General features: G+C 48.0%; 19 protein-coding genes and 1 riboswitch. Of the genes, 11 read left to right on the plus strand and 8 right to left on the minus strand.

The annotated features are described in order from the left end of the window. Positions 1-4: 4 nt before the first annotated feature. The 3 genes from MKX59_RS23065 to MKX59_RS23075 all read right to left on the minus strand — a co-directional run bounded on the left by MKX59_RS23065 (position 5) and on the right by MKX59_RS23075 (position 4,704). On the minus strand, positions 5-1,723 hold the full coding sequence (locus MKX59_RS23065) for a copper resistance CopC/CopD family protein (protein ID WP_023986693.1): 1,719 nt from the start codon (positions 1,721-1,723) through the stop codon (positions 5-7). Between the two features lie 254 nt (positions 1,724-1,977). Continuing rightward, on the minus strand, positions 1,978-3,828 hold the full coding sequence (locus MKX59_RS23070) for a bifunctional diguanylate cyclase/phosphohydrolase (protein ID WP_081365925.1): 1,851 nt from the start codon (positions 3,826-3,828) through the stop codon (positions 1,978-1,980). A gap of 282 nt (positions 3,829-4,110) precedes the next feature. Next, on the minus strand, positions 4,111-4,704 hold the full coding sequence (locus MKX59_RS23075; protein WP_025723384.1) for a DUF5317 domain-containing protein: 594 nt from the start codon (positions 4,702-4,704) through the stop codon (positions 4,111-4,113). Positions 4,705-4,906: 202 nt separating this feature from the next. Here MKX59_RS23075 and MKX59_RS23080 point away from each other — a divergent pair, with 202 nt between their 5' ends. From MKX59_RS23080 to nfsA, 5 genes are all read left to right on the plus strand, one after another. Continuing rightward, the gene (locus MKX59_RS23080; protein WP_028541219.1) at positions 4,907-6,136 is read left to right on the plus strand and encodes a multidrug effflux MFS transporter; all 1,230 of its coding nucleotides are present in this window, start codon (positions 4,907-4,909) and stop codon (positions 6,134-6,136) included. Positions 6,137-6,252: 116 nt separating this feature from the next. Next, a complete protein-coding gene (locus tag MKX59_RS23085) occupies positions 6,253-6,603 on the plus strand; it encodes a metal-sensitive transcriptional regulator (RefSeq protein WP_013308456.1) in 351 nt (116 codons plus the stop codon). A gap of 58 nt (positions 6,604-6,661) precedes the next feature. Continuing rightward, positions 6,662-6,862 (plus strand): copper ion binding protein, encoded by a 201-nt coding sequence (locus MKX59_RS23090; protein WP_013308457.1) that lies wholly within the window; start codon positions 6,662-6,664, stop codon positions 6,860-6,862. Between the two features lie 113 nt (positions 6,863-6,975). Further along, complete coding sequence (locus tag MKX59_RS23095; RefSeq protein WP_028541218.1) at positions 6,976-9,432, plus strand: heavy metal translocating P-type ATPase; 2,457 nt, start codon at positions 6,976-6,978, stop codon at positions 9,430-9,432. Positions 9,433-9,718: 286 nt separating this feature from the next. Continuing rightward, positions 9,719-10,462: an oxygen-insensitive NADPH nitroreductase gene (gene nfsA / locus MKX59_RS23100; protein ID WP_023986699.1), complete on the plus strand. Its 744-nt coding sequence runs from the start codon at positions 9,719-9,721 to the stop codon at positions 10,460-10,462. A 182-nt stretch (positions 10,463-10,644) separates the two neighbouring features. On the opposite strand, the gene MKX59_RS23105 is transcribed toward nfsA, so the two are convergent. The 5 genes from MKX59_RS23105 to MKX59_RS23125 all read right to left on the minus strand — a co-directional run bounded on the left by MKX59_RS23105 (position 10,645) and on the right by MKX59_RS23125 (position 15,033). Next, positions 10,645-11,517, minus strand: coding sequence for a TatD family hydrolase (locus MKX59_RS23105; protein ID WP_071559428.1), 873 nt, complete (start codon positions 11,515-11,517; stop codon positions 10,645-10,647). Next, on the minus strand, positions 11,510-12,460 hold the full coding sequence (locus MKX59_RS23110; RefSeq protein ID WP_053326524.1) for an ABC transporter ATP-binding protein: 951 nt from the start codon (positions 12,458-12,460) through the stop codon (positions 11,510-11,512). The genes MKX59_RS23105 and MKX59_RS23110 overlap by 8 nt, the downstream gene beginning before the upstream one ends. 44 nt (positions 12,461-12,504) lie before the next feature. Beyond that, positions 12,505-13,281: an ABC transporter permease gene (locus MKX59_RS23115; RefSeq protein ID WP_023986702.1), complete on the minus strand. Its 777-nt coding sequence runs from the start codon at positions 13,279-13,281 to the stop codon at positions 12,505-12,507. Then, positions 13,278-13,571, minus strand: a complete 294-nt coding sequence (locus tag MKX59_RS23120) for an MTH1187 family thiamine-binding protein (protein WP_016818835.1) — start codon at positions 13,569-13,571, stop codon at positions 13,278-13,280. The genes MKX59_RS23115 and MKX59_RS23120 overlap by 4 nt, the downstream gene beginning before the upstream one ends. A 418-nt stretch (positions 13,572-13,989) precedes the next feature. Next, positions 13,990-15,033, minus strand: coding sequence for an ABC transporter substrate-binding protein (locus tag MKX59_RS23125; RefSeq protein ID WP_071559426.1), 1,044 nt, complete (start codon positions 15,031-15,033; stop codon positions 13,990-13,992). 191 nt (positions 15,034-15,224) lie between these two features. Beyond that, positions 15,225-15,334, minus strand: a riboswitch (TPP riboswitch). 270 nt (positions 15,335-15,604) lie between these two features. Between MKX59_RS23125 and MKX59_RS23130 the strand changes: the two genes are divergently transcribed. From MKX59_RS23130 to MKX59_RS23155, 6 genes are all read left to right on the plus strand, one after another. Then, positions 15,605-16,039 carry a pyridoxamine 5'-phosphate oxidase family protein gene (locus MKX59_RS23130; protein WP_071559425.1) on the plus strand — a complete coding sequence of 145 codons (435 nt, stop codon included), beginning with the start codon at positions 15,605-15,607 and terminating at the stop codon, positions 16,037-16,039. A 221-nt stretch (positions 16,040-16,260) separates the two neighbouring features. Further along, entirely contained in the window at positions 16,261-18,363 is a 2,103-nt protein-coding gene (locus MKX59_RS23135; RefSeq protein WP_071559424.1) for a bifunctional 2',3'-cyclic-nucleotide 2'-phosphodiesterase/3'-nucleotidase, read from the plus strand. 275 nt (positions 18,364-18,638) lie between these two features. Next, positions 18,639-19,700, plus strand: coding sequence for an EAL domain-containing protein (locus tag MKX59_RS23140; RefSeq protein WP_071559423.1), 1,062 nt, complete (start codon positions 18,639-18,641; stop codon positions 19,698-19,700). 396 nt (positions 19,701-20,096) lie between these two features. Continuing rightward, complete coding sequence (locus tag MKX59_RS23145) at positions 20,097-21,110, plus strand: zinc-dependent alcohol dehydrogenase family protein (RefSeq protein ID WP_071559422.1); 1,014 nt, start codon at positions 20,097-20,099, stop codon at positions 21,108-21,110. Positions 21,111-21,263: 153 nt separating this feature from the next. Continuing rightward, entirely contained in the window at positions 21,264-22,421 is a 1,158-nt protein-coding gene (locus tag MKX59_RS23150) for an SMP-30/gluconolactonase/LRE family protein (RefSeq protein WP_076295438.1), read from the plus strand. Positions 22,422-22,439: 18 nt separating this feature from the next. Further along, positions 22,440-23,228 carry an SDR family oxidoreductase gene (locus MKX59_RS23155; protein ID WP_071559420.1) on the plus strand — a complete coding sequence of 263 codons (789 nt, stop codon included), beginning with the start codon at positions 22,440-22,442 and terminating at the stop codon, positions 23,226-23,228. Positions 23,229-23,296: the final 68 nt, after the last annotated feature.

Below are 23,296 nucleotides of genomic sequence, written 5' to 3' on the forward strand. Positions count from 1 at the left end.
ATAATTATTTTTTACCGCCTACATGCAGGGTAAATTCAGCATCAACCGCATCGAGTGATGCCGTCAGAGCATGTACTTTTACCGCCCATGTTCCTTCGGAGGTCATCAATTCCTGACTGCGGAATGGTTGTTGTTGCTTTACGGGCAGAACAAATTCCTGTTGATCTTGGTCAGGGTCCGCTGGAGTGAGCGTTAACGTGACCTGCTGGATTCCCGAAACGGCAGCACCCTTGCTATCCTGAACGGATACCTTAAATTCATTGCTGCCCACAGCATTGGGGCTGACTGCCAGTGTAACGTTATATTCGCCCGTAGTGCGAGTCTCCTCAAACGGTACAGCAGGTGCCTGGCCGGGTGACAGGTGAGTGAGCACCGCGGTCAACAGCATCACGAGCAGGCCGACGGACAACTCGGCACGCAATCCCCCAGCGGCTCGCTTGCTCGCCGCCGCTTGCCGTGCGCTGCGGAACTGGCTGGCCGCGAAGACCAGCATGACTAGCAGCAGCGCTGCTTTGCCGAGCAGAACGAGTCCATAGGACGTGTTCAGCAGCATGGAGGGAGCCGGAATGTACAGCACGGCTCCATATATACCGGTGGCGAGTAACGCTGCCACCATCGCAATGCCCCAGCCGGCGAAGCGGCGCAAGGCGGCTTGTCGCAGAGTTGCCCGCTCGGATACGGGCAACTCTGCTCCGGCAACAGGCAGGCACACGACCATGACGGCAAGTGAGCCGATCCAAAAGGCTGCTGCCGCGAGATGGACGAAGTCCGCCGCAATGGCTGGAGCTGGATGCGTAGCCGCTGCCGGATGGCCGACAAAGGCTTTGGACAGCATGAGGCATAGCGTTAGGAGAGCTGAGCTGTAGCCCCAAAGACGGCGCTGGCGATTCGAAATGCTGTGATCCAGCGCGTAAATCAGCGTTACGCTTAGGAGTAGCACGAGAATCATCTGGATAAACCAAATTTGTCCGGCTCCAGTAAACTGGAGAGCTTCTCCCAGAATCGGGAATGAGAAGCCCTCCCTGATGGAAACCCCGGCATCCCATGAAGCCTGAAGTGGCAGGCTGATCAGAATGGCGGCAGACGTTATGCCGTAGCCGCTCCATAGCAACTTAGTCCAGCGGGGCAATGTTTCAAAGGGCCGCTGATTTTGCTTATGCTGTTCACTTCGATTCTTGTCTTGGCTTATGCTCGGTAAGATGAACAGCCGGAAACAAATCGCTCCAAAAAGCAGCGATAGTCCTATGTAAAGAAACCAACGGACAGCGATTAAGTCGATTCGTGATGTCCCTGAGCCTTCAGATGCGGCAGCTTGATGGGTAGGCGCATTGGAACCGCTGCCTACTTGAAATGGAATAACTCCATTAACCGGATGTCCGTCTGCGGATAAAGCTCTCCAATTGACGGAGTAAATTCCATTTTTCATCCCTGGAATCAATTGGATTTCCATGGTGGATTTGTGATTCGGGTCAAGCTGTGCTTTTCCTGTGTCGACCCGCTTGCCTGTTTCATCGGTCACTTTGATCGACATGAAGGCAGATTGCAAATCTTCATTGAAGGTGATGGTCACCTGAGAAGGCGACTTGTCCAAAACCTGATTTTCGGTCGGACTGGATTCAATGACAAATGCATGAGCCCACGAAGAGTGAGGAAACAGGATCAGAAGGGGGAGACACAGCAATAAAAGACAAGCCACACGGGCTGGTCTGGACAGGTACAACATGCCTGTGAAGTCACCTTCTCTCGATTACTTGAAGCGAGGATATCCCCATTTGTAACATTTTATACGGACAAACCCCTTCCTATCTTAATCATAGTGCATATAGCGTGAATAGATGGAGCGAATTATGACATTTATATGAAATTTGAAATAATAAGCATTATACAAAATGCCAATCATATGAAAACCCCTAGCGTGGTTGAATTCAGGACGATTTCAACCACGCTAGGGGCAAAGAGGAAGAGCCTATGAAGGAACTAGAGCCCTGTTTCCATGAGATCCGTGAAAGCAGATTGCTTATGTTGAATATAATGGATAAAAATAGCCGTTAGTTTGGGATCGAATTGGCTACCCGAGCAGGCACGTAGTTCTTCAATGGCCTCCTCGAACGTTTTGGTGGGTTGATAGGGGCGCTCGGTTGTCATCGCGTCAAAAGAGTCGATGATCGTCAGCATCCGACATAAACGTGGAATTTGCTCGCCCTTAAAGCCAAACGGATAGCCTCCTCCGTCATAACGTTCATGATGCAGCTCCACAAAAGGAACCAAATCTATGAATCGTTCGTTGGCTTCGACAATACGTTTGCCCCACATGACATGCGCTTGCACCATCTGCCATTCCTCACCGGACAGTTTCTCTTTTTTATTGAGGATATTCCAGGGAATCTCCAGTTTACCAATGTCATGAATGAGGGCACCTAGTATGAAACGCCGCTTATCCTCCGGTCCGAGCTGAAGTACATCGCTCATGTCTGCTGCATATCTGAAAACCCGCTTGGAATGCTTGAAAGTGTTAATATCCTTGTACAAGAACAAATTAAGCTGCTGCTCAAGATCGCGAATATCCTGCCCCAGATCGACCTCGCGCTCCACTTCATTTAAACTTCCGTGCGTATGAACGATGTTTTTGCCCTGTTTCTTGGCGTAGTACAGGGCTTTATCCGCCAGATCGACCAGCTGTGACTTGTCGTAGATGTCAATGCGACTTTGTGCAATACCTGCGGAGAAGGACAGACAGCCATGCGGAAAAATTTCAACACCCTCATAACGAGAATCATTTAATCTTTTTCGAATAGCATTGACTGTTTCATATGCTTGTTCAGCGGTATGCTCGGGCATAAGCAGAGTAAATTCTTCTCCACCGTAGCGGGATACGGTGATGTGGGTGCCGGAGGTTTCCTTCTTAAGAAACTCACCGAGAAATCCCAGTAGCTGATCGCCTTTAAGATGACCGAAATGATCATTGTATTTTTTGAAATCATCAATATCAATCAGCGCCAGACTGAGAGGAGTATTCTCGGATCGGGATATATTCAATTCAGCTTCAAGTGTATTTTCAAAGTAGCTGTGATTGTATAGCCCTGTTCTGCGATCCATGTTCGCTTTTTCTTCGATTTCCCGATACAGCGTGAACATTTGCTTGAATGCGTGAGACAGGAGCATGCTTAGCCCAAGGAACAGCAAAAGTCCTAAAATGCCGTTGTTATAAATCAGTGTAGTCAATACCAAAGACAGAATGAGTGTACATAAGTATACGAGCAGGGATTCAGCCAAAAAAGCCTGTTTAAGCTCATTGAAGGACCCTTTGTATGCGATATAAAAGTAGATGCCCAGTGTGATGGTGTTCACCGCAAAGTAGCAAATCAACGCCAGCAGGTAGGAAGCGAAATGATCTTGGTTTAAAGCTCCCTGCGTTCCGCCGCTTAGTTCAAATACTGTTGAAGACAGGAAAATGGAAAGGGCGTAAATGGAAAAATTGACGGTATGCTTCCACCAGGACAGCTCTGTGTGCCGGAACATGGCAATGATTACATTTAACAACAAAATCAGAATAGCAATTTCGGTGCCATGCACAAAAATACAAGCCAGATACACGGAGGAATCCATGGACTGCTTGTTACTGGCCGGTGGTAGCTGGAATGTAAAATGCTCCAGAATCAGAACTGCTCCCAATAGGGAATAGATCGTGACCCACTCTGTTGTCGTATAGTGCAAAAAGGACCATTGGTTCGTATACAGGAGGACGATCACGCCTGCCAAACATATGAAAAACACATATATTCCCGTCGCGGTAACCCGTTCTTGCAGCTTTTTTATTATACTCATCATTTCTTCTCCTGCCTTGTCGTATCTTGATGTCAAAGCTACCAGGGGTGAATGGGATAATTTACAATTTTGTAATCGAAAATTTCACATGAAAAAACAGGCCGGAATCCAGCCTGTTTTGTTGAGCCTGTGCTTCCTTTTTTTCTTATCGGTGACTAGCCCCCGATTTTGTAACCGGAAGTCAAAGCAATTATGACAGAAGCTACGATAATAGCATTGATAATCACACGGGAGTATTTCAAGTTTTTCATAGGGTTCCCTCCCTTCCTTGGAATAAGGTGTGCACTAGGCGTGGCGGGGATTGGTTTCTTGCTGCTTATCCTTAGTTCTCTTCACGACCATAATGCTTTGGATAAACAGGAACATCCCGAAATTCATGACAACATCTCCAATACTAATTACCTGCGTGCGGGGATAGGGCTTGGAGAGAGGAATAATGTCACCAAGCAATGATAGACGCGTGCTCGCATCCATCATGTAATGTTTCGAGATGACACTTCCGGATTTAAGCATATCTGTATAATAGGGACCCAGCACCTCCGAAGCGCTCAACGAGACCGGCATCCTGCCGCCATTCACCGCCATAACGATAAAATTCATCAATACGCCGATTATAATAAGCTTGAATCCCTTATGATGTCTGTTCAACCAGAGAAATATCAATCCAACCACGTAGACTCCCATAAATAGATACCCGTTAATGGCTGCCAGCCAAGCCCACTTTTCCTGGAAATAAAAAATAATGAATTGTACCAGCAGCAGCACGGGGAACATCCAGCCGGCTATAAGGCGAATTTGACTGAAACGGATCAGACCTTGCCGCCAGCCTCCTCTGAACAGACCTACAATGAGACCTAGTAGCACTCCATCATAGACCATTATCATTCTCCAGATTCCACAAATTTTTTGTTTTGGTTACCGTATAATTCGACCTGAAATTGGTAAATTCCTGCCTGATATATAGCAGTTTTGAAAAAAAATTGCGGATTAGCGTGTAATTATTCGAAGCCAGACGAAATGAGTGATATCATGATACATTGAAGTAATTATTTATATTTTTTTGAAAAGGATGATTATTATTATGAACCGGTTATCCAATACTGTTATGGTTGCCGCAGATATGACCAAATCGCGAATATTATGGATCGCCTTTGTCCTGGGTGCATTGAGTGCTTTCGGGCCGTTGTCCATAGATATGTATTTGCCGTCGCTGCCTACATTAGCCGACAATTTGCATACGACCACTTCGCTGGCGCAGCTTAGTTTAACCGCCTGTCTGTTGGGACTGGCCGTTGGCCAGATCGTTGCTGGTCCGCTTAGCGACGTAAGGGGTCGCAGAGGACCGCTGGTGATCTCGCTCATTCTGTACGCTGCTGCTTCGCTGTTATGTGTGTTTGCGCCGAATATCGGTATGCTCATTGTGCTTCGCTTTATTCAAGGGCTTACGGGGTCGGCGGGGATCGTGATTTCCAGAGCTGTAGCCCGTGATCTATACTCGGGCAAAGAGTTGACACGTTTTTTCTCACTACTTATGCTGGTGAACGGCGTGGCACCCATCGCTGCACCAGTACTGGGCGGTGTCATTTTGAACTTTGTTTCCTGGCGTGGTGTATTCATGGTGCTTTGTGTAGTCGGCGTGGCTATGCTGATTGCCGTCGTATTGGGTTTGCCAGAAACGTTGCCAACTAACCGCCGCTCATCCGGTGGCTTGAAGCAGACGCTAGGAACACTCGGTCACTTGTTTGCCGATCGACGCTTTATGGGCTATGCCTTCTCACAGGCGCTGATTACAGGAGCGATGTTCGCGTATATCGCTGGCTCACCATTCGTGCTTCAGGATATTTTCGGGGTTTCTCCTCAGACGTATAGCATCATTTTTGCAGTGAATGGTTTGGGGATTGTACTGTTTTCGCAGTTGACGGGTAGACTCGTGGGTCGCTTCAGCGAACGACAGTTACTCTTGTCGGGTCTGGTAATTGCGGCTGTAGCCGGAATTAGCTTGCTTACTGTAGCCTTTACCGGAGGCCAATTGTTTGCTGTTTTAGTTCCTCTGTTTTTTGTCGTTTCCTGCGTAGGGATTGTGAGTACAACGACGACTTCATTGGCAATGCAGAGTCAACAGCGCTCCGCAGGCAGTGCGTCCGCCATGCTTGGTTTGTTGCCTCTATTACTTGGCTCCATCGCTTCACCGCTAGTAGGCTTGGGGAGTGGAACAACCCCCGTACCGATGGCGGTCGTTATAGCTATAGCCGAGGTTGGAGCGCTATTAAGCTTTGTCGTACTTGCTAAGGAAGCACGCGCGAAGGCTTAAAATAGGGCGAAAAAGTGACATTTTTCTAGAATGTTGACATACCCCATGGGGGTATATTATGATAAGGATATAACAAATGCATAAATGCATATATACACCACACAGGAGGCTGATGTATGGCTGAGGAGCAACCTGTTTCCCACACTGAAGTCCATGAGAATCACTGTGGAACAGACGGGGAAAAGACAGTTAGAAAAAGTCATCATTCGGCAGAGTTCAAGAACAGCCTCGTATCCCGGTTGAACCGTATTGAAGGTCAGGTTCGCGGAATTAAGGGCTTGATTGAGAAGGATACCTACTGTGACGATGTACTGAACCAGATTGCGGCTGTCCAGTCCGCGCTGAATGGTGTCGGCAAGCTGCTGCTGGAAGGGCATATGAAAAGCTGTGTCATTGAGCGCATGCAGGCAGGAGAGCAGGAAGTGATTGACGAGCTGCTGGTTACGGTCAAGAAGCTAATCCGCTAAAAGTAATACCCATACACATAATCGGGTGCATAAAGTACCCCCTGAGGAGGAAAAGAAAATGGCACAAGTTACATTGAACGTAGAAGGCATGAGCTGCAATCATTGCGTGAAAGCAGTAGAAGGGGCTTTGGAGAAAGTTGGCGCTACCGGCAAGGTCAGCCTCGAAACGAAACAAGTGAATGTAGAGTATGACGAGTCCAAGCTGAACGTTGAAGCTCTGAAAACAGCCATTGAAGACCAAGGCTATGACGTTGTTTAAGCTGAAGATGCTTTATGTGTGAACAGACTTGTTTCGAAGGAGAAGCTTCCATATTAGAAGCTTTTTCTTTTTGGATATGATATACCCCACTGGGGTATAGGAGGAGGGTTATCATGGAAAACCGTGCGACCGACGGTGACAAGCAGACAACGCTTCATATTACGGGGATGTCCTGTGCCGCCTGCGCAAGCCGTATTGAGAAAGGTTTAAATCGAATAGATGGTGTGGCACAGGCTAATGTGAATTTGGCTTTGGAGCAGGCGTCGATATCCTATGATCCCAAGCAGGTGGAGATCCCTGAGTTTCGCGATAAAATTGCTTCTCTTGGGTTTGGAACTGTAAGTGAAGAAGCCAATCTGAATGTGACGGGCATGACTTGCGCGGCCTGTGCAACCCGGATTGAAAAGGGATTGAATCGGATGCCTGGTGTAACAGGTGCCACGGTAAATTTGGCGATGGAAACAGCTCATGTGGAATATGCAGCTGGGAGTATTGCGGTTGGTGATCTGGTGAGCAAGATTGAACAGCTAGGCTACGGAGCGATTCCGCAGAGCGCTGAGGACAATATTGCGGATGTGCGCAGTAAGGATATCCATCGTAAAAAATGGAAGTGGATTGTGTCTGCAGTGCTGTCATTTCCGTTGTTGTGGGCAATGGTGGCTCATTTTTCCTTTACATCATGGATTTATGTGCCAGAACTGTTCTTGAATCCATGGTTCCAACTAGTGCTGACAACGCCGATTCAGTTCGTCATTGGTTGGCAGTTTTATGTGGGCGCGTACAAAGCGCTTCGTAACGGCAGTTCGAATATGGATGTGTTAGTTGCACTGGGTACATCTGCGGCTTATTTTTACAGCTTGTACCTTACTCTGCGTCCGTCTGATGTCATGGAGGGAATGGCGGGAATGCCTGTCATGACCATGCCAGAGCTGTATTACGAGACAAGCGCGGTGCTAATTACGCTTATTTTGGTTGGTAAATGGTTCGAAGCGGTAGCCAAAGGGCGTTCGTCCGAGGCGATCAAGAGCCTGATGAGTCTACAGGCAACGACGGCACGTGTAGTACGTGATGGACAAGAGCTTGATATACCGATCGAACAGGTACGTGTGAAGGATATCTTTATTGTACGACCCGGCGAGAAAATTCCTGTCGATGGTGTGGTCGTGGACGGACGTTCGGCAGTGGACGAATCCATGTTAAGTGGTGAGAGTCTTCCGGTTGAAAAAGAAGCAGGTTCCGCAGTTACAGGGGCGACGCTCAATAAAAACGGGGTACTACGTATCCAGGCTGAGCGTGTGGGTGGTGATACGGCGTTGGCCCGTATTATTAAGGTCGTGGAAGATGCGCAAAACTCCAAGGCTCCGATTCAGCGGATTGCGGATCAGATTTCCGGTATTTTTGTCCCCATTGTTGTTGTTATCGCTGTGTTGGCCTTTATCGTCTGGTTTTTCCTTGTGACGCCGACTGATTTTGCAGGCTCACTGGAGAAAATGATTGCAGTTCTCGTCATTGCTTGCCCTTGTGCGCTCGGATTGGCAACCCCAACGTCTATTATGGCAGGATCGGGACGTGCCGCTGAATACGGTATTCTGTTCAAGGGCGGCGAGCATTTGGAGATGACCCGTTCAGTCAACGCAGTGGTGTTGGATAAGACAGGTACAGTTACGAATGGCAAGCCAGAGCTGACGGATGTTATGGTTGGAGCAAGCGGCTTGGCTGAAAAGGATTTGCTGCGTTTGCTCGGTGCGGCAGAAAAAAGCTCGGAGCATCCGCTGGCGGAAGCCATTGTAAAGGGGATTGCAGATCGAGGCATTGAGCTAGTAGGACCGACAGATTTTGAAAATATTCCGGGTTATGGTGTGAAGGCGCATGTGGAAGGTAAGCAGGTATTGGCGGGTACACGCCGATTGATGAGCAGGGAAGGCATCGCGATAGATGACTCAGCTGAGCAGCATATGAATGAGCTGGAAAGCGCAGGGAAAACCGCGATGCTTGTTGCTGTGGATGGTGCCTATGCTGGATTGGTGGCCGTGGCGGATACGATTAAAGAAACGTCACGGGAGGCAGTTACCCGTCTGCGCGCGATGAACATTGAAGTGATCATGATTACGGGTGACAATGAACGGACTGCGCGGGCTGTTGCCGCCGAGGCTGGAATTGAACGAGTGCTGGCGGAGGTGCTGCCTGAAGGAAAGGCTGAAGAAGTGAAACGGCTTCAGGAGCAGGGCATGATCGTAGCTATGGTTGGGGATGGTATTAACGATGCGCCTGCGCTGGCTACTGCTAATATTGGGATGGCGATGGGCACGGGAACGGATGTGGCAATGGAGGCGGCGGATATTACCCTCATGCGTGGCAACCTGAACAGCATTCCTGATGCGATCGAAATGAGCCGCCGGACCATGACAAACATACGGCAAAATCTGTTTTGGGCGCTCGGTTATAACGTGATCGGTATTCCGATTGCCGCTTTGGGCTTCCTTGCCCCATGGTTGGCGGGAGCAGCCATGGCATTTAGCTCTGTTTCGGTCGTGCTGAATGCACTGCGTCTCCAACGGGTGAAGCTGTAAATGTATGGATGTATTAGCAGGATAGCGTACTGTCGGACATCTGTTGCGAGATAAAGTTATTATCAGAGTATAGAGCAAGTACGCACAATTGGTTTTCTGCGTGCTTGCTTTTTGTTGCGTTTGTTTTTTTAAACCATTCAACTTTCATCACGTTAGGTTGCTTATCATTCGCGAAAGTTCCATAATATTTGTAGGAGTGCCATGCAAGCATGCAAGAACTTCTTCGTATACTCACAGGCTTGAAGTAGATAAAGAGCTTATATTATGGATTAGGAGTGAAGCAGTCATGAATGATACGATTTCCTTGTTGATGAACCACCGGTCTGTGCGAAAATTCAAGTCAGACCCCATTACCGACGAGCAGCTCGCAGCTATTGTGGCAGCTGGCCAAATGGCTTCCTCGTCCAGTAATGTGCAGGCATATACCGTTATTGCCGTTACCGAGCCTTCTTTAAAAACAAAACTGGCCGAGTTGGCAGGAGGACAGGCTTACGTTGAGCAATGCCCCGCGTTTCTGGTATGGTGCGCAGATCTGTACCGTCTGAAGCAGGTCACACTACACCATCAGCCAGGTCAGCCTTCCTATGAAGGTTCCGTTGAAAATTATACGGTTGCGACCATTGATGCCGCGTTAGCCGCACAAAATGCAGCGGTAGCCGCTGAATCACTGGGCCTGGGCATCGTCTACATCGGCGGCATTCGTACTAAAATAGCAGAGGTATCTGAGTTGTTAGGGTTGCCAGAGCTGGTGTATCCAGTGTTCGGTATGTGTATTGGTGTACCGGATCAGGAAACGGGCTTGCGTCCACGTCTTCCACTGTCCGGTGTTTTGCATATGAACGGTTACGACAAAAATCAGACGATGAAAGCTGTAGAGGTATACGATCACACATCAGCGGAATATTTGAAGGAACGTACAGGCGGTCAACGCTCTACGCCATGGTCTGAGCAAATGGCTGCGAGACTGACCGAGCCAGCGCGCTTGCAGTTGAAGCCATTTTTGGAACAGAAGGGTTTCTTGAAGCAATAAAAGCTGAGTGGCGACAAAAAACTCTGCAAAATACAAGTAGTATTTGAGCTATATACGTTTGAAAATACAAGAACCTCCTTATTTACGTATGATGAAGTCCCGCGTAAATAAGGAGGTTCTTTGCTTTGGCTGCATGTTGTGGTTGTAAACCTTCCAGTCAGTAAATAGCTGGTATGCCTTTATCAATCAGATAGTGAGTAAAAGCGTCTCGTATTTTCATAAAATAATTGACGGACGGCAGATTCATCTTGATGGGTCAGCTTGCTGTACGCACGAATGACGTCGGCAGTCATCCGGGGATGTGTCTCTTGTCCAGTAAAAGGTCCCTCGAACGGCCAAGGACCATCTGTCTCTGCCATGATCTGATCAGACGGATACTGTCTTGCCAAACTGCGGATCTCTTCTTCGTACAGGAGATCCGGTGTGAAGGAGACATAATAGCCGTTCCGGGCCATACGTTCGGTCGTGGCGGCAGAGCCCTTGAACCAGTGAAAATGCGCCTGTGTGACGCCATGACGTTCCAAAAGGTCACAGGCGATGTCTGCGTCCTCATAAACGGCGTGCAGGACAATGGGCTTGTTATGCTTGCTTGCAAACTGGATAAAGCGCTCCAATAGCACTATGTAGGGAGCGAGGTCAAAAGGTGAACCGCTCTGTGAGGCTTCCAGCCGATTGTAATAGGGCAAGCCGACTTCACCCACGGCGACCATCTGCTGTACATGTTCGTCCATCCAGTTGAACAAGAGTTCAAGCTCAGCTTGCGGTGGAAGAGCCTGTTCGGGATGAAAGCCAAAGGCTGGTCGTACCAGCCCGGGGTAACGCTTGGCTAACTGCAGATTGGCTCGGCTGGAGCCCAGATGCATCGACACGGCTATCACGGCTTGGACGCTGCTATTGGCAAGTGAAGCGAGCAATAATTCCTGTTGTTCGGGCGGGTAGCTGTCTACATGAATATGCGCGTCGATCAATGGAGCGGGTCCAATTGCGGTCAAATCCAAGCCTGGCTTTGTTTGGCTGTTCCATTTCAATGCACATCGAACTTTTACGTCACTCATGTCGATTCAATCCATCTTCCGGGATATTCTTGTGGACGCTCTGAGCATTGTCCATGTCGCCGTCCAGTTTATGTTTTTCCTCGCGCATCCAGCTGGTCATGGTCCGCTTCCATTCAATAAAGAGCGGATCGAGGGTGATTTCTTCCCTACGCGGGCGGGGAAAAGGGACATCTACGACATGCACCACTGAAGCAGGTCGCGCCGACAGCACATAGATGCGGTCGGAGAGCAGCAACGCTTCTTCAATGCTGTGGGTAATAAACAGCACAGAACGGCGGTTCTTTTCCCACATCCGTAATAACCATTGCTGCATGTCTGCACGTGTCAGCGCATCGAGTGCGCTGAACGGCTCATCCAGCAGCATTAATTCCTGTGGGCTGAGCAGTGCGCGAAGAAAGGCTGCGCGCTGTTGCATTCCACCAGACAGCGTATGTGGATACGCCTTGGCGAATTTACCAAGTCCAACCTGTTCGAGCCATTGCAAGGCTTCTTTGCGACGCTCGCGTTCACTGGCGTACTGAGGGGGTACTGCTGTATTTTTACGTGGAGCATTTTCCTGCCCAAGCAGTACGTTGTCCAGCGTGGTACGCCACGGGAAAAGGGCGGGCTGCTGCGGCATATAGCTGATATGCCCACGTTCACCAGTCATGTCCCGTCCGTGCATACGGATACGTCCCTGCTGTGGTTTGAGTAGCCCGCCGATGATGTGAAACAGCGTGCTTTTGCCGCTGCCTGACGGACCAATGAGGGAAACGAATTCTCCTGGCTTGACTGTGAGGGATACATCCTGCAGTACGGGCAGTAGGCTTCGCTTTTCGCGGAAGGCGAGGCTGATCCCGTCCAATTCCAAAGCAGGAGGAGCGGTTGAAGGACTCTGCTGTTCCCCGGTTCGTTGTTCATTAGCCACGTTGTATGATGATAAGTCAGTCGGATGCAGACTCATACGCGCCACGTCCTTTCTTTGCTGTATGTAATTCAAGGAGGAAGCTACTCTCGATCGGGTTTCCAGCGAACCAGCCATTTCTCCAGTAGTAAAATAACCACAAACATGAGTAAGCTGAGTGCAACAATAATGCCGATGGCGGCAAAAATGAGGTCCGTGCGATAGGCCGATTTTTGCAGCAGCATATAATATCCAATTCCTTCACTAGCTCCGATCCATTCCGCAATGATCGCACCCATCACACTATAGGTAGCAGCAATTTTAACGCCAGAAAAGACTTGCGGCAGGGAATGTGGCAGCTCCAGCTTCATAAAAATAGCCATGCGGCTTGCACCCGACATCCGCATATAGTTCATCATCGTACGGTCTGTTCGAGTCAGCCCGTCCATGGCAGCTACAGCCACAGGAAAAAAGCATACTAGGGTAATGACCATCAGCTTGGGCAGCACCCCAAAACCAAACCACACCATGAGCAGCGGTCCCAGGGCGATGATTGGAATGTTTTGGCTCAGGATAAGCAGCGGATACAGGGCGGATTTGAGAAAAGGAATCGTATGAAGAACGATGGCGATCAACAGTCCCGTTGCTGTCCCTATCGCGAATCCCGCAAGTGTCAGACGAATCGTAGCCCATGTATGGGCACCAAGCAGCGCTGTCTGGGCTATGCCCTCTTGTACGATGAGGGATGGAGCAGGCAGCAGCCAGGATTCAACATGCAAATAGGAAACCGCCCCCTGCCAGGCCGCTAAAAAGAAGAGGACCGCCACAAAGGGCGGCCATACGCTTTTCCACCAGGATGCGTTCTTGCCTTTCGGATTCATGGGCGATATTTCTCGGTCAGCTTGTTCATGCTGATGCCTTGTGGGTTATGTGCGATTTTGATCTGTGAAATGACGCTGGGACTGCCCGCTTCCGTCAAAGCTTCGTGCATTTCTTTAACCACTTTCAGCAACTCGTCGAGCTCGCCCTCCATGGTCGTATCCAATGGATTCACCTGATGTTTGACACCGGAGCGCTGAATGACCTCAATCGCCTTATCTACATACGGGTAAGAGTCCTCGTTATTAGGAGTTTTAGGGATTACTTGAATACTGAGCAGTGTGTTAGCCATGCAAATTCACCTGTCCTTTATTTGGAGTGTTATTAAAAAAATATGGTGGTTTAAGGCGGGGAGACCGCTTCGCGGTTCATTTGATCTTACGATCGCTTCGCTTCTCCAGATTCAAATGAACCACTACGCTGCCAACCGCCTTAAAAGCACCCTATTTTTAAAGCTGGTTTGTGTGGCATTTTTAACACACAAGCGCACCTACTTAGCGCTTAGATAATATGAAAAGCTAAAGAATAAACCAAGTAGAACGAGAACGAAGTGGGCGGAATGGTGCTGTACAAGCGTTAGCGTTCGCCTTTGTACCCAGATATTCATAAAAGAAATCTGGGTACAGCAGCGATGGGAAGCACCATCCGACTGCGTAGTGGCGCTTTGTTCACTTCTCTAGATCAGTCTTATTTAGCGTTTTAACAAATGATCAACGCTTGGGCAGGAAACCGTTTGTGAAGGCTTTATCGACTTCCAAAGGCTTGCTGAGCAGCTTGCGTTCGTACATCCAGTCCGAATAGTTTTGCCATACCTCCGCTTTTTGCACACCCCATTGCGCGGCATCGTCCTGATAACGCGGGCTTAGCCATTTTTGGCTGGCAAGTACCAGTTTTTTATCCAGCTCCGGTACAGCTTTGCTTAAGATGTCTGCGGCTTCTTCCGGATGAGCGATAGTGTATTCATAGCCTTGTGCGGTAGCGTCCATGAACGCTTTGACCAGCTCGGGATCATTTTTTATTGTCTGTTCGTTGCTCACAATTACAGGTGTATAGTAATCGAGGCTTTTGGAATAATCTTTTACATACAGCATATCCAATGGCTCACCTCGAAGCTGGGCCTCGATTCCGGTCCATGCGTAGAAAATCCAGGCAAAGTCGATATCCCGCTTCACGGCTGTAAAATAGTCTGCATTGCCCATGTTGATGATCTTCACTTTGCTCACATCGCCTTTGTCTGAATCCATGATGGATTTCATGACCGCTTCTTCTACGGGAGAGCCCCAACCGCCGTATTTTTTACCTTCAAAATCTTTCGGGCTCTTAATTCCACGATCTACCGGGGCTGCGAAGCCTGAGGTATTATGCTGAATCACCGCAGCGATGGATACAAGCGGCACGCCTTGCGTACGAGCCTGTGTGACGCCTTCTTGGTAGCTGATACCAAAAGGTGCAGCATTAGAAGCAACCATTTGATCAGCTCCGCCTGAACCAGGTTGAACAATTTGGACATTCAAACCCGCTTTTTCGTAAAATCCTTTGTCCTTAGCGACATAGAGTCCCGTATGATTCGTATTGGGTGTCCAGTCGAGCACGACTTTAACATCTTTGAGCCCCTTTGCCGGAGTAGACGTTTGAGTGTCGGTAGCGGGAGCCGCTTCTTGGGATGTGGGGGGACTTCCACCGCAAGCGGTCAGGGTCAGGGCCATGAGCCACAGACTGATCAGTCCCAGGCTTAATATTTTCATGCGCTTCATCGTTGTGTTCTCTCCTTTAATTACCCGTTATCCGTCCAATCAGACAGCTTAAGTTACCCATTTTCTAAAAATAACATCTGCCGGATGCGATCTTTCCAACAACTTAATCTTCAACAAAAAAAGCGCCCCGAGTTTCCGGGACGCTTGCGCTTGTATATACCAAAGTAAGGGATGGTCCTATGTAAAAAAGGCACATCTTGCTTAAGCATTCCTACGCTGGCATTACCCAGATCAGGTTGTAAGGGTCAGTGTCTTGGGACACACTCTCAGCCGGCCGATTCCAGCACCCCTGGCATTGTATGGTTTAATGGGTTCATTTATTCGGGTTTACTACGACGATTATATGCCTTGAATGCGGGTCTGTCCAGCATGAAGGGAGAGGTGACGGTTCATTTGCCGAACGACAGGGTACACTTTTACTGTGAGCTTTGATCTGAAAATGAGCATGAATCAATTCGATTCGATCCGGTCATGTTATTTTCAGAACAGCTACGCAAGTAGGTTCAGATGGGCTGGTGCCCAATGGCGTGGCCGTAGAGAATTCTAATTCGTGAAAAGGAGTTGTTGTACTGTGGGTAAAACGGAAACATTGGATCGCAACCAACTGGAACAAGCCATTGTGAAGGCTTTGGATAACAACAAATTTTGCTCGTTAGGTACGGTAGAGGGTGGCAAACCGAAAGTACGCTATATGGCCCTTTTTAACGATGGAATGAACATTCATCTGGCGACAGATCGCAAAACGCATAAAGTAGAGGAGCTAAAGGACAATCCGAATGCTTATCTGCTGCTGGGTTATGAAGTTGGCGGTACGAAGGAAGTCGTAGAAGTGGAGGCTACCGTCCAGATCACAGCTGATGAGGGGCTGCGCAAACAAGTGTGGAACGATTCCTTGAAGGAATGGTTTTCCGGACCGGATGATCCCGATTATGTCATTCTGGACGTGAATCCGACACGCATTGAGTATGTGGGTCAGCAATCTGAGCGCCAGGTTTGGAAGAAGTAATACGAATATAAATGGATAAGCCGGTGAATCTCCGAGTTTTTTAGGAGGTTTGCTGGCTTTTTATTTTTTGAGAAAATTAATTATTTTTTCATAAATAATTTAAGTAAATGACTACTCTTTTATCTGGCGTTGGATTAAAATAGAAATGGTGGGTTCATGGCTTACATATATGTGCAAAAGTATGTATATGAGGCATACACCTTAATGAGGAGGGGTATATTTTGTTATTTCGTAAAAATTGGTTTAAAGGGTTTACAGCAGCAGTTGTGGCTTGTAGCATGCTGGTGTTTTCGGCCGCTCCATCCTGGGCAGCTAGCGATTCTCGCGATAGCGCTACGGTGAATTTGCGGATCATGGAAACAACGGATATTCATGCGTCGCTGATGAACTATGATTACTATTCAGACAAAGAAACCAACGAATATGGCTTGATTAGCACAGCTGGTTTGATCCAACAGGCGCGTAGTGAAACAAGAAACAGCATGCTGTTCGATAACGGTGATTTGTTACAGGGCAATCCATTAGGCGATTATATGGCCAGAAACAAAACCTATGAAAAAGAAGGCGGTGTCCATCCAGTCTACAAGATGATGAACTTGATGGGCTATGATGCGGCGACAGTGGGTAACCACGAATTCAACTACGGTCTCGATTTTCTGGAGAAATCGCTCAAGGGAGCCGATTTTCCTTACGTAAATGCGAATGTTTATGTTGACAAGGGGGGGCAAGCTACTAAAAATTATTTTACCCCTTATCGAATTCTTGATAAAACGGTAACGGACGAGAAGGGCCAAGAGCACATCCTTAGAGTGGGCGTCATCGGTTTGGTCACACCACAAATTATGCAGTGGGATGAAGCCAATTTGAAGGATAAAGTCGTTACGAAGGATATTGTGGAAACGGCGAAAAAGTTTATTCCTCAAATGAAGACGGAAGGTGCTGACATTATTGTCGTGCTTGCGCACACAGGTTATGAGGATGTGCCGCAAACGCCAATGATGGAGAATGCCGTTAAATATTTAAGCCAGGTGGACGGAATTAACGCTATTCTGTTTGGGCATGCTCATAAATCTTTCCCCGGCCCTGATTTTAAAGAAATGAAGGGTGTAGATCTAGATAAAGGAACCATTAACGGCGTACCGGCTGTGGAAGCTTCCTCATGGGGCAAGGATCTGGGTATTATTGACCTGAGCCTGGAAAAGAGAAACCGCGAGTGGAACGTAACTAACTCTCAGTCTGAAGTACGTCCGGTTGTGAGTACCACTAACCAGGCTGTGCAGTTTACTCCTGACTACAAACTGACAGATTCGATCAAGGAAGAGCATCAAGGAACGCTGGATTATGTTCGCCAACCTGTTGGAACAACGACTGCACCGATTAACAGTTATTTTGCATTAGTGCAGGATGACCCTTCCATTCAAATTGTGACGAATGCACAGAAATGGTATGTTCAAAACCATCTTAAAGGGACCGAATACGAAAATCTTCCCGTATTGTCGGCAGGCGCTCCATTCAAGGCCGGTGGTCGAAACGGAGCCGAGTATTACACCAACATTCCTGAAGGTACGATAGCGATTAAAAACGTGTCCGACCTGTATGTGTATCCGAACACGGTTCATGCTGTAGAAGTGACCGGTGCTGAAATTCAGGAATGGCTGGAGTGGTCTGCAGGTCAGTTCAACCGCATTGATCCAAAGCAAACTGAGGAGCAATCGCTGATCAACAAAGATTTCCCAACCTACAATTTTGATGTCATTGACGGTGTGAATTACCAGATTGATGTAACTCAGCCTGCACGATATGATGCCAAGGGAACTATTATTGATTCTTCAGCTCATCGTATCAAGGATCTGCAATACAATGGGAAGGCTATTGATCCTGCGCAGAAATTTATCGTAGCTACCAATAACTATCGTGCTTCCTCATCCAAACTGGCTAACCCAGATGGCAAACGAATTGTGATGGCAGCACCGGATGAAAGTCGCCAGGTCATTATTGACTATATCCGTACGAACGGAACGATTAATCCATCGGCGGACGGCAATTGGTCTATTGCTCCTTTTGGTCAGGCAAAGGTTACTTTCGAGTCCTCTCCTGATGCCAAAGACGTGCTGGCAGGAAATCAACAAATTTCATACTTGAGCAGCGCGGCAGACGGCTTTGCCAAATACAGCTTAAAAGCTGGCGCTAAGCCTAGTGCAGCAACCACTCCTGTAAAGGAAGCTGTGGCTCCCGCGAAAGCAACAGCAAAACCAGCTGTTAAAACGACCAAACCTGCAGCTGTTAAACCAGCTAAAACAACGAAGCCGAAGGCGTCCAAATAACTTCGGATTTTAGTTTCCACTCAATATCAGAATGAAGCAGCAAGTCTCTTTAACCAAGAGATTTGCTGCTTTTTTTGATGCCAAAAACAACAGCCCCGAATTTATCATGATTGCAAAAAGTTTTCTGATTTTTGTCGAATATGTACTTAAGTCCTAAGTTGTCGTTAAGAATAAGCTACTTTTTTGTAAAAACACGTAATTATATAGTGCTTTTGTTCTAGTTATTTGTGATATAATGGTGAAAAAACCGGAAAATTGTTCCGAGGAGGACCATTATGACATGCAGCAATTGCAGCATCATATTACCTATTAAGGATCAAGGATTGCTCAGAATTAGGCATTCCAGGGTGTCGCTTACTCCAGCATTAGATGGTTTGGGTATGCTATCGGAACAACTGAAGCAGGAACATGGGCGTGAGGGCAGCATAGAGTTTCGCTTTGACAGCCGTTCAGAGCTGGAACAGCTGGTTAACGGACTGGCTCGTCTGCCGCAGGAATACCTGAACCATATGCAAGTTGTGGTAACGGGCTTGCATTATATCGAAGGATATGAGGACTGGCTTCTATTTAGTCAATTGCAAGCCAGACTGCAACATCCAGATATCGTGAGTATTATTAAGGATCAAAGTTTTTCCAGCCATATGCAGCCTATTGTTGACCACAAGCTGGATATTATCGGGTTTGAGTTTTTGCTGCGTCCGTCACATGCAGAGAGACCTTTTCAGCCTTTCCGGCTGTTTGAAATCGCCCGTGAAGCTGGCTTGCATGCTCATCTGGATCGCTCGGCTCGTATTTCCGCTATTGAAAAAAGTGCAACATGCCTTCCGGCGGGAATTAAACGTTTTATTAACTTTCTCCCTTCCACCATTTATAATCCGGCTTATTGCTTGAATCACACCTTTGAGACGATTGATCGGTTATCCATGAGTACGAAGGATTTTGTATTTGAGGTCGTAGAAACGGAAGAGATAGACGACCTTAATTTTTTGCATCATATCTTTGATCAATATCGCAATCGAGGAGTTTCGGTAGCCCTGGACGATGTGGGGGCAGGTTATTCTACGACAGAGCTTATGAATTGCCTTCAGCCGGATTATGTTAAAATTGACCGCAGTATAATTGACGGCTGTCATAGTAACAGTGATCAGAAGCGGCAAATTACAGGGATTGTAGAATCGGCTTTTCGTTTTGGAGGCCAAGTGTTGGCTGAAGGCGTAGAGCAGATGGAGGATTTTGAATTTTGTCGTGAAGCAGGTGTGTCACTGGCTCAGGGTTATTTGTTTGGCAAGCCGGAGCCTGGTCCGCCCTCCAATTTTATGCTTAGTAGCGTAATATAGTCAGGAACAAATTTAAGTAGACGTAGTTTATAAAAATTGGAGCTTAAATAAGGCTGTGGCATAAGCAAATTCCAATTCTATTGGACAGCGCTTTATCACCATTAATGTAAAAAACGCGAGTTGCAGAGGTTATTTCACCCCTGCAACTCGCGTTTTTTGGTCTGCTTGCCCACCTGAGTAAGTTCTGGACAAGCGAAGCCACTTAGTCTCCAATTTTACTTGGTAAGGAACGTTAAAAGCCCGGAGGCAGTTTACGACCGTTTTTATTTTTAAAGTAAAGATTGACGTCTTGAAGACAATTGGATACAGTGTATTGTATAAGAAACAGTGTTTCTTTCGTAATACACCGTATCCATACTAGGTAAAAAGTTTAACATTACAGGGAGGACAACCAAAATGAAAGCAGTGCAACTGAAAGACGGTTTTGGCTTTGAAGAGTTAACCTTGACGGAACTTGACATACCGGTGCCGGGACGGCTGGAAGTTCTGATCCGCATAAGGGCAGCGTCCCTGAATTACCGGGATTTGGTGATTATCAACGGGCTAATGCCGATCGGCATTCAATTTCCCTTCATTCCGTTATCCGATGGAGCGGGTGAAATTGTAGCTGTGGGCGAAGGGGTGACAAAATTTCAGATTGGACAAAGGGTAGCGGCAAATTTACAACAGAAATTCATTGGCGGGAGCACGAGAGCGGAGGTCTTAAAGGACAGTCTGGGAGGCCCGCTCAGTGGAGTGGCGTCTGAATATATCGTTCTGCATGAAGATGGGGTCGTCGCCATTCCGGATCACCTTTCTTGGGAGGAGGCTTCCACCTTGCCGATTGCAGCATTAACCGCATGGAGCATGCTGATGGAATCCGGTGGGCTGCGAGCGGGGGATACGGTGCTCTTGCAAGGAACAGGCGGTGTTTCCATCTTTGGGCTTCAATTCTCTCTGATGGCGGGAGCAAGGGTAATTATCACATCGAGCAGCAATGACAAGCTGGAACGGGCAAAGGATCTCGGCGCATGGCAGACAATCAACTATTCGGAAGTTCCCGAGTGGGATAAGGTGGTTCTGGAGCTGACAGACGGCGGAGTCGACCATGTCCTGGATGTAGGGGGAGCGGCAACAATGGCGCAATCCATCAATGCACTTCGTACCGGAGGGACTGTGAACATGGTCGGCTTCTTATCGGGCTTGACTATTCCTGAGTTTGATGTCACCAGCATTTTGCAGAAGGCTGCGACGATTCGCGGCAGCCAAGTCGGTAACCGGGAACATTTCGAAAACATGAATCGTGCCATTTCCCGCCATCGTTTACATCCTGTCATTGACCGGGTATTCCCGCTCAGCCGAATCGGCGAAGCCTTCGCACTTTTGGCTGAAGGAAAACAGTATTTCGGTAAAATCGTCGTTCAAATATAAATGAGCATTTTGCATAAATCCCAAGAGCGATTTCAAATCAGCAATATATAGATCGAAACGGTTTAGTTCGTCTATATAGTGTACTTTCGAGCGTTGGGAATCGAATTATGCAAAATGCTGAAATATTATTCACATCACATAGGAGGCACTCTAATGCCCAGTAAACCCGATTTATCTGTCAAAGATTCTCAAGGAAGAAAGACTAAGAAACCGCGTAAATGGGTACGCAGAACCGGATTATCGCTGTTGGCGGTAATCCTTCTGGGAATGGTTATTTTTATGCTCATCCCTTCCCCTGTCCAGCCTGCAAAATGGCTTGCACCTTCGGCCCCCTCTTTTGAACAAGCGGGTCCATGGCAACAAAACAACAAACTCAGCTCCGCAGAGCTTGTTACAATTGCCCCTAAGTTTCCGGAATTTATCACCTTTGACAAGGAAGGAAATTTATATACGGGAGACTCCGACGGGAAAATTTATAAGGTTGCCTTTGATACAAAGGGCAATCCGCAAAAGGCCCAGCTATATGCAGATACCAAAGGAACGCCCAATGGACTTATGTTTGACGCAAGTGGAAATCTGATCGTTACGGATGTTAAGAAGGGGCTGCTGTCGGTAGATCCTTCCGGAAACGTGACGGTGTTGGCCAATCAAGTCGACGGCACACCGATCTATTTGGCCAACGAGCTGGATATTGCCAAAGATGGTACCATTTATTTTTCTGACACCTCCAATTATGGCAGTGTAGTCTTCAAAGAAATCGCCGAGAACAAGCCACATGGACGTTTGCTGAAATATGATCCGGCGACCAAGCAGACGACAGTTCTGTTGGAAGGCCTTTATTTTGCGAACGGGGTTGCCTTGTCTGCGGACGAAGATTTTGTGCTTGTGGCAGAGTCGTATCACTACCAATTGACCCGATATTGGCTCAAAGGGCCGAAGAAGGGAACTTCGGATATTTTTGCGGATAATCTCGCCGGTTTTCCGGATAACATTACGCGTGATGATCAAGGCCATTTCTGGGTCGGTCTCTTCACAACACGTATTCCCTTTGTAGATCAGATGCATGGAAGCCCGTGGCTGGCTGGAATGATGGCCAAATTGCCTCAATCGCTGCTCAGCGGTGCAAGCGCACCTGTGAAGCATGGGCTTGCTATAGAGCTTAATCCGCAGGGTAAACTCATCGGAAGCTGGCATGATCCTGAAGGCTCGCTTTATGGGGTAACCACGGCTGTAAACCATGACGGATATTTATATATAGGTACAGCTCCTGGAGGCAGCCAGGGTGTTCATCGTGTGCTTTTAACCAAATAAGCTTGGGGAGGGTATAATATGATATTGGATGAATTGAGATTATCCTGGAAAGCGAAGGAAAGCCTGGCCGGGAAAGTAGCTTTGGTAACAGGCGCAAGCAGCGGCATTGGGGCATCAATTGCAAAAAAACTGGCAAAGCGAGGCGCGTATGTAGCTGTATTGGCACGCCGTCAGGAGCGATTGGATGAATTGGTTCGCGACTTGAACCAAGAGGAGTTGTACGAGGTCATGGCAATACCTGCCGATATCCAAAAAGCTGAAGACGTACAGCAGGCGGTCCACGCCATTCTTGAACGCTGGGGGCGGCTTGACATTATCGTTGCCAATGCCGGCTTCGGGTATCGAAGCCCGCTGGCAGAAGTGGAACTGGAAAGATGGGAGGAGCTTTACAAGACGAATGTGCACGGTCTTGTCCTGACACTGAAGTACGGACTTCAGCCAATGAGGGAACAGGCCAAGGGGGATGTTGTCATTATCTCCTCTATTGCAGCGAAGGAAGTGGTTGCCGGAGGAGGACTATACAGCGCTACCAAGTACGGCGTTAGTGCCATAGCCTCTGCATTGCGTTTGGAGACCAGTACGCAAGGAATTCGTGTAACTGCGATTCACCCCGGGGCGGTGGCGACGGAATTTTCGCAGGTGGCCGGATATCCCGAGCAGGAAATTCGGGCGTTTGCTTCGAGCGTTTTGCCGCTGCATCCCGATGATGTTGCAGAAGCTGCCCTTTATGCACTAGAGCAGCCGGAGCATGTCAATATTCCAGAGTTGACCATTATGCCTTCGAGGCAGGTCCAGCGGTTCAAATAGAGCGATATTTATTCTGACACAAACCGGGTAACCGGGTATGGTCATCGCCGATGCCGGGTATGGCGGCG

It is taken from the genome of Paenibacillus sp. FSL R7-0340 (assembly GCF_038002205.1).
Classification (GTDB): Bacteria; Bacillota; Bacilli; order Paenibacillales; family Paenibacillaceae; genus Paenibacillus; species Paenibacillus polymyxa_B.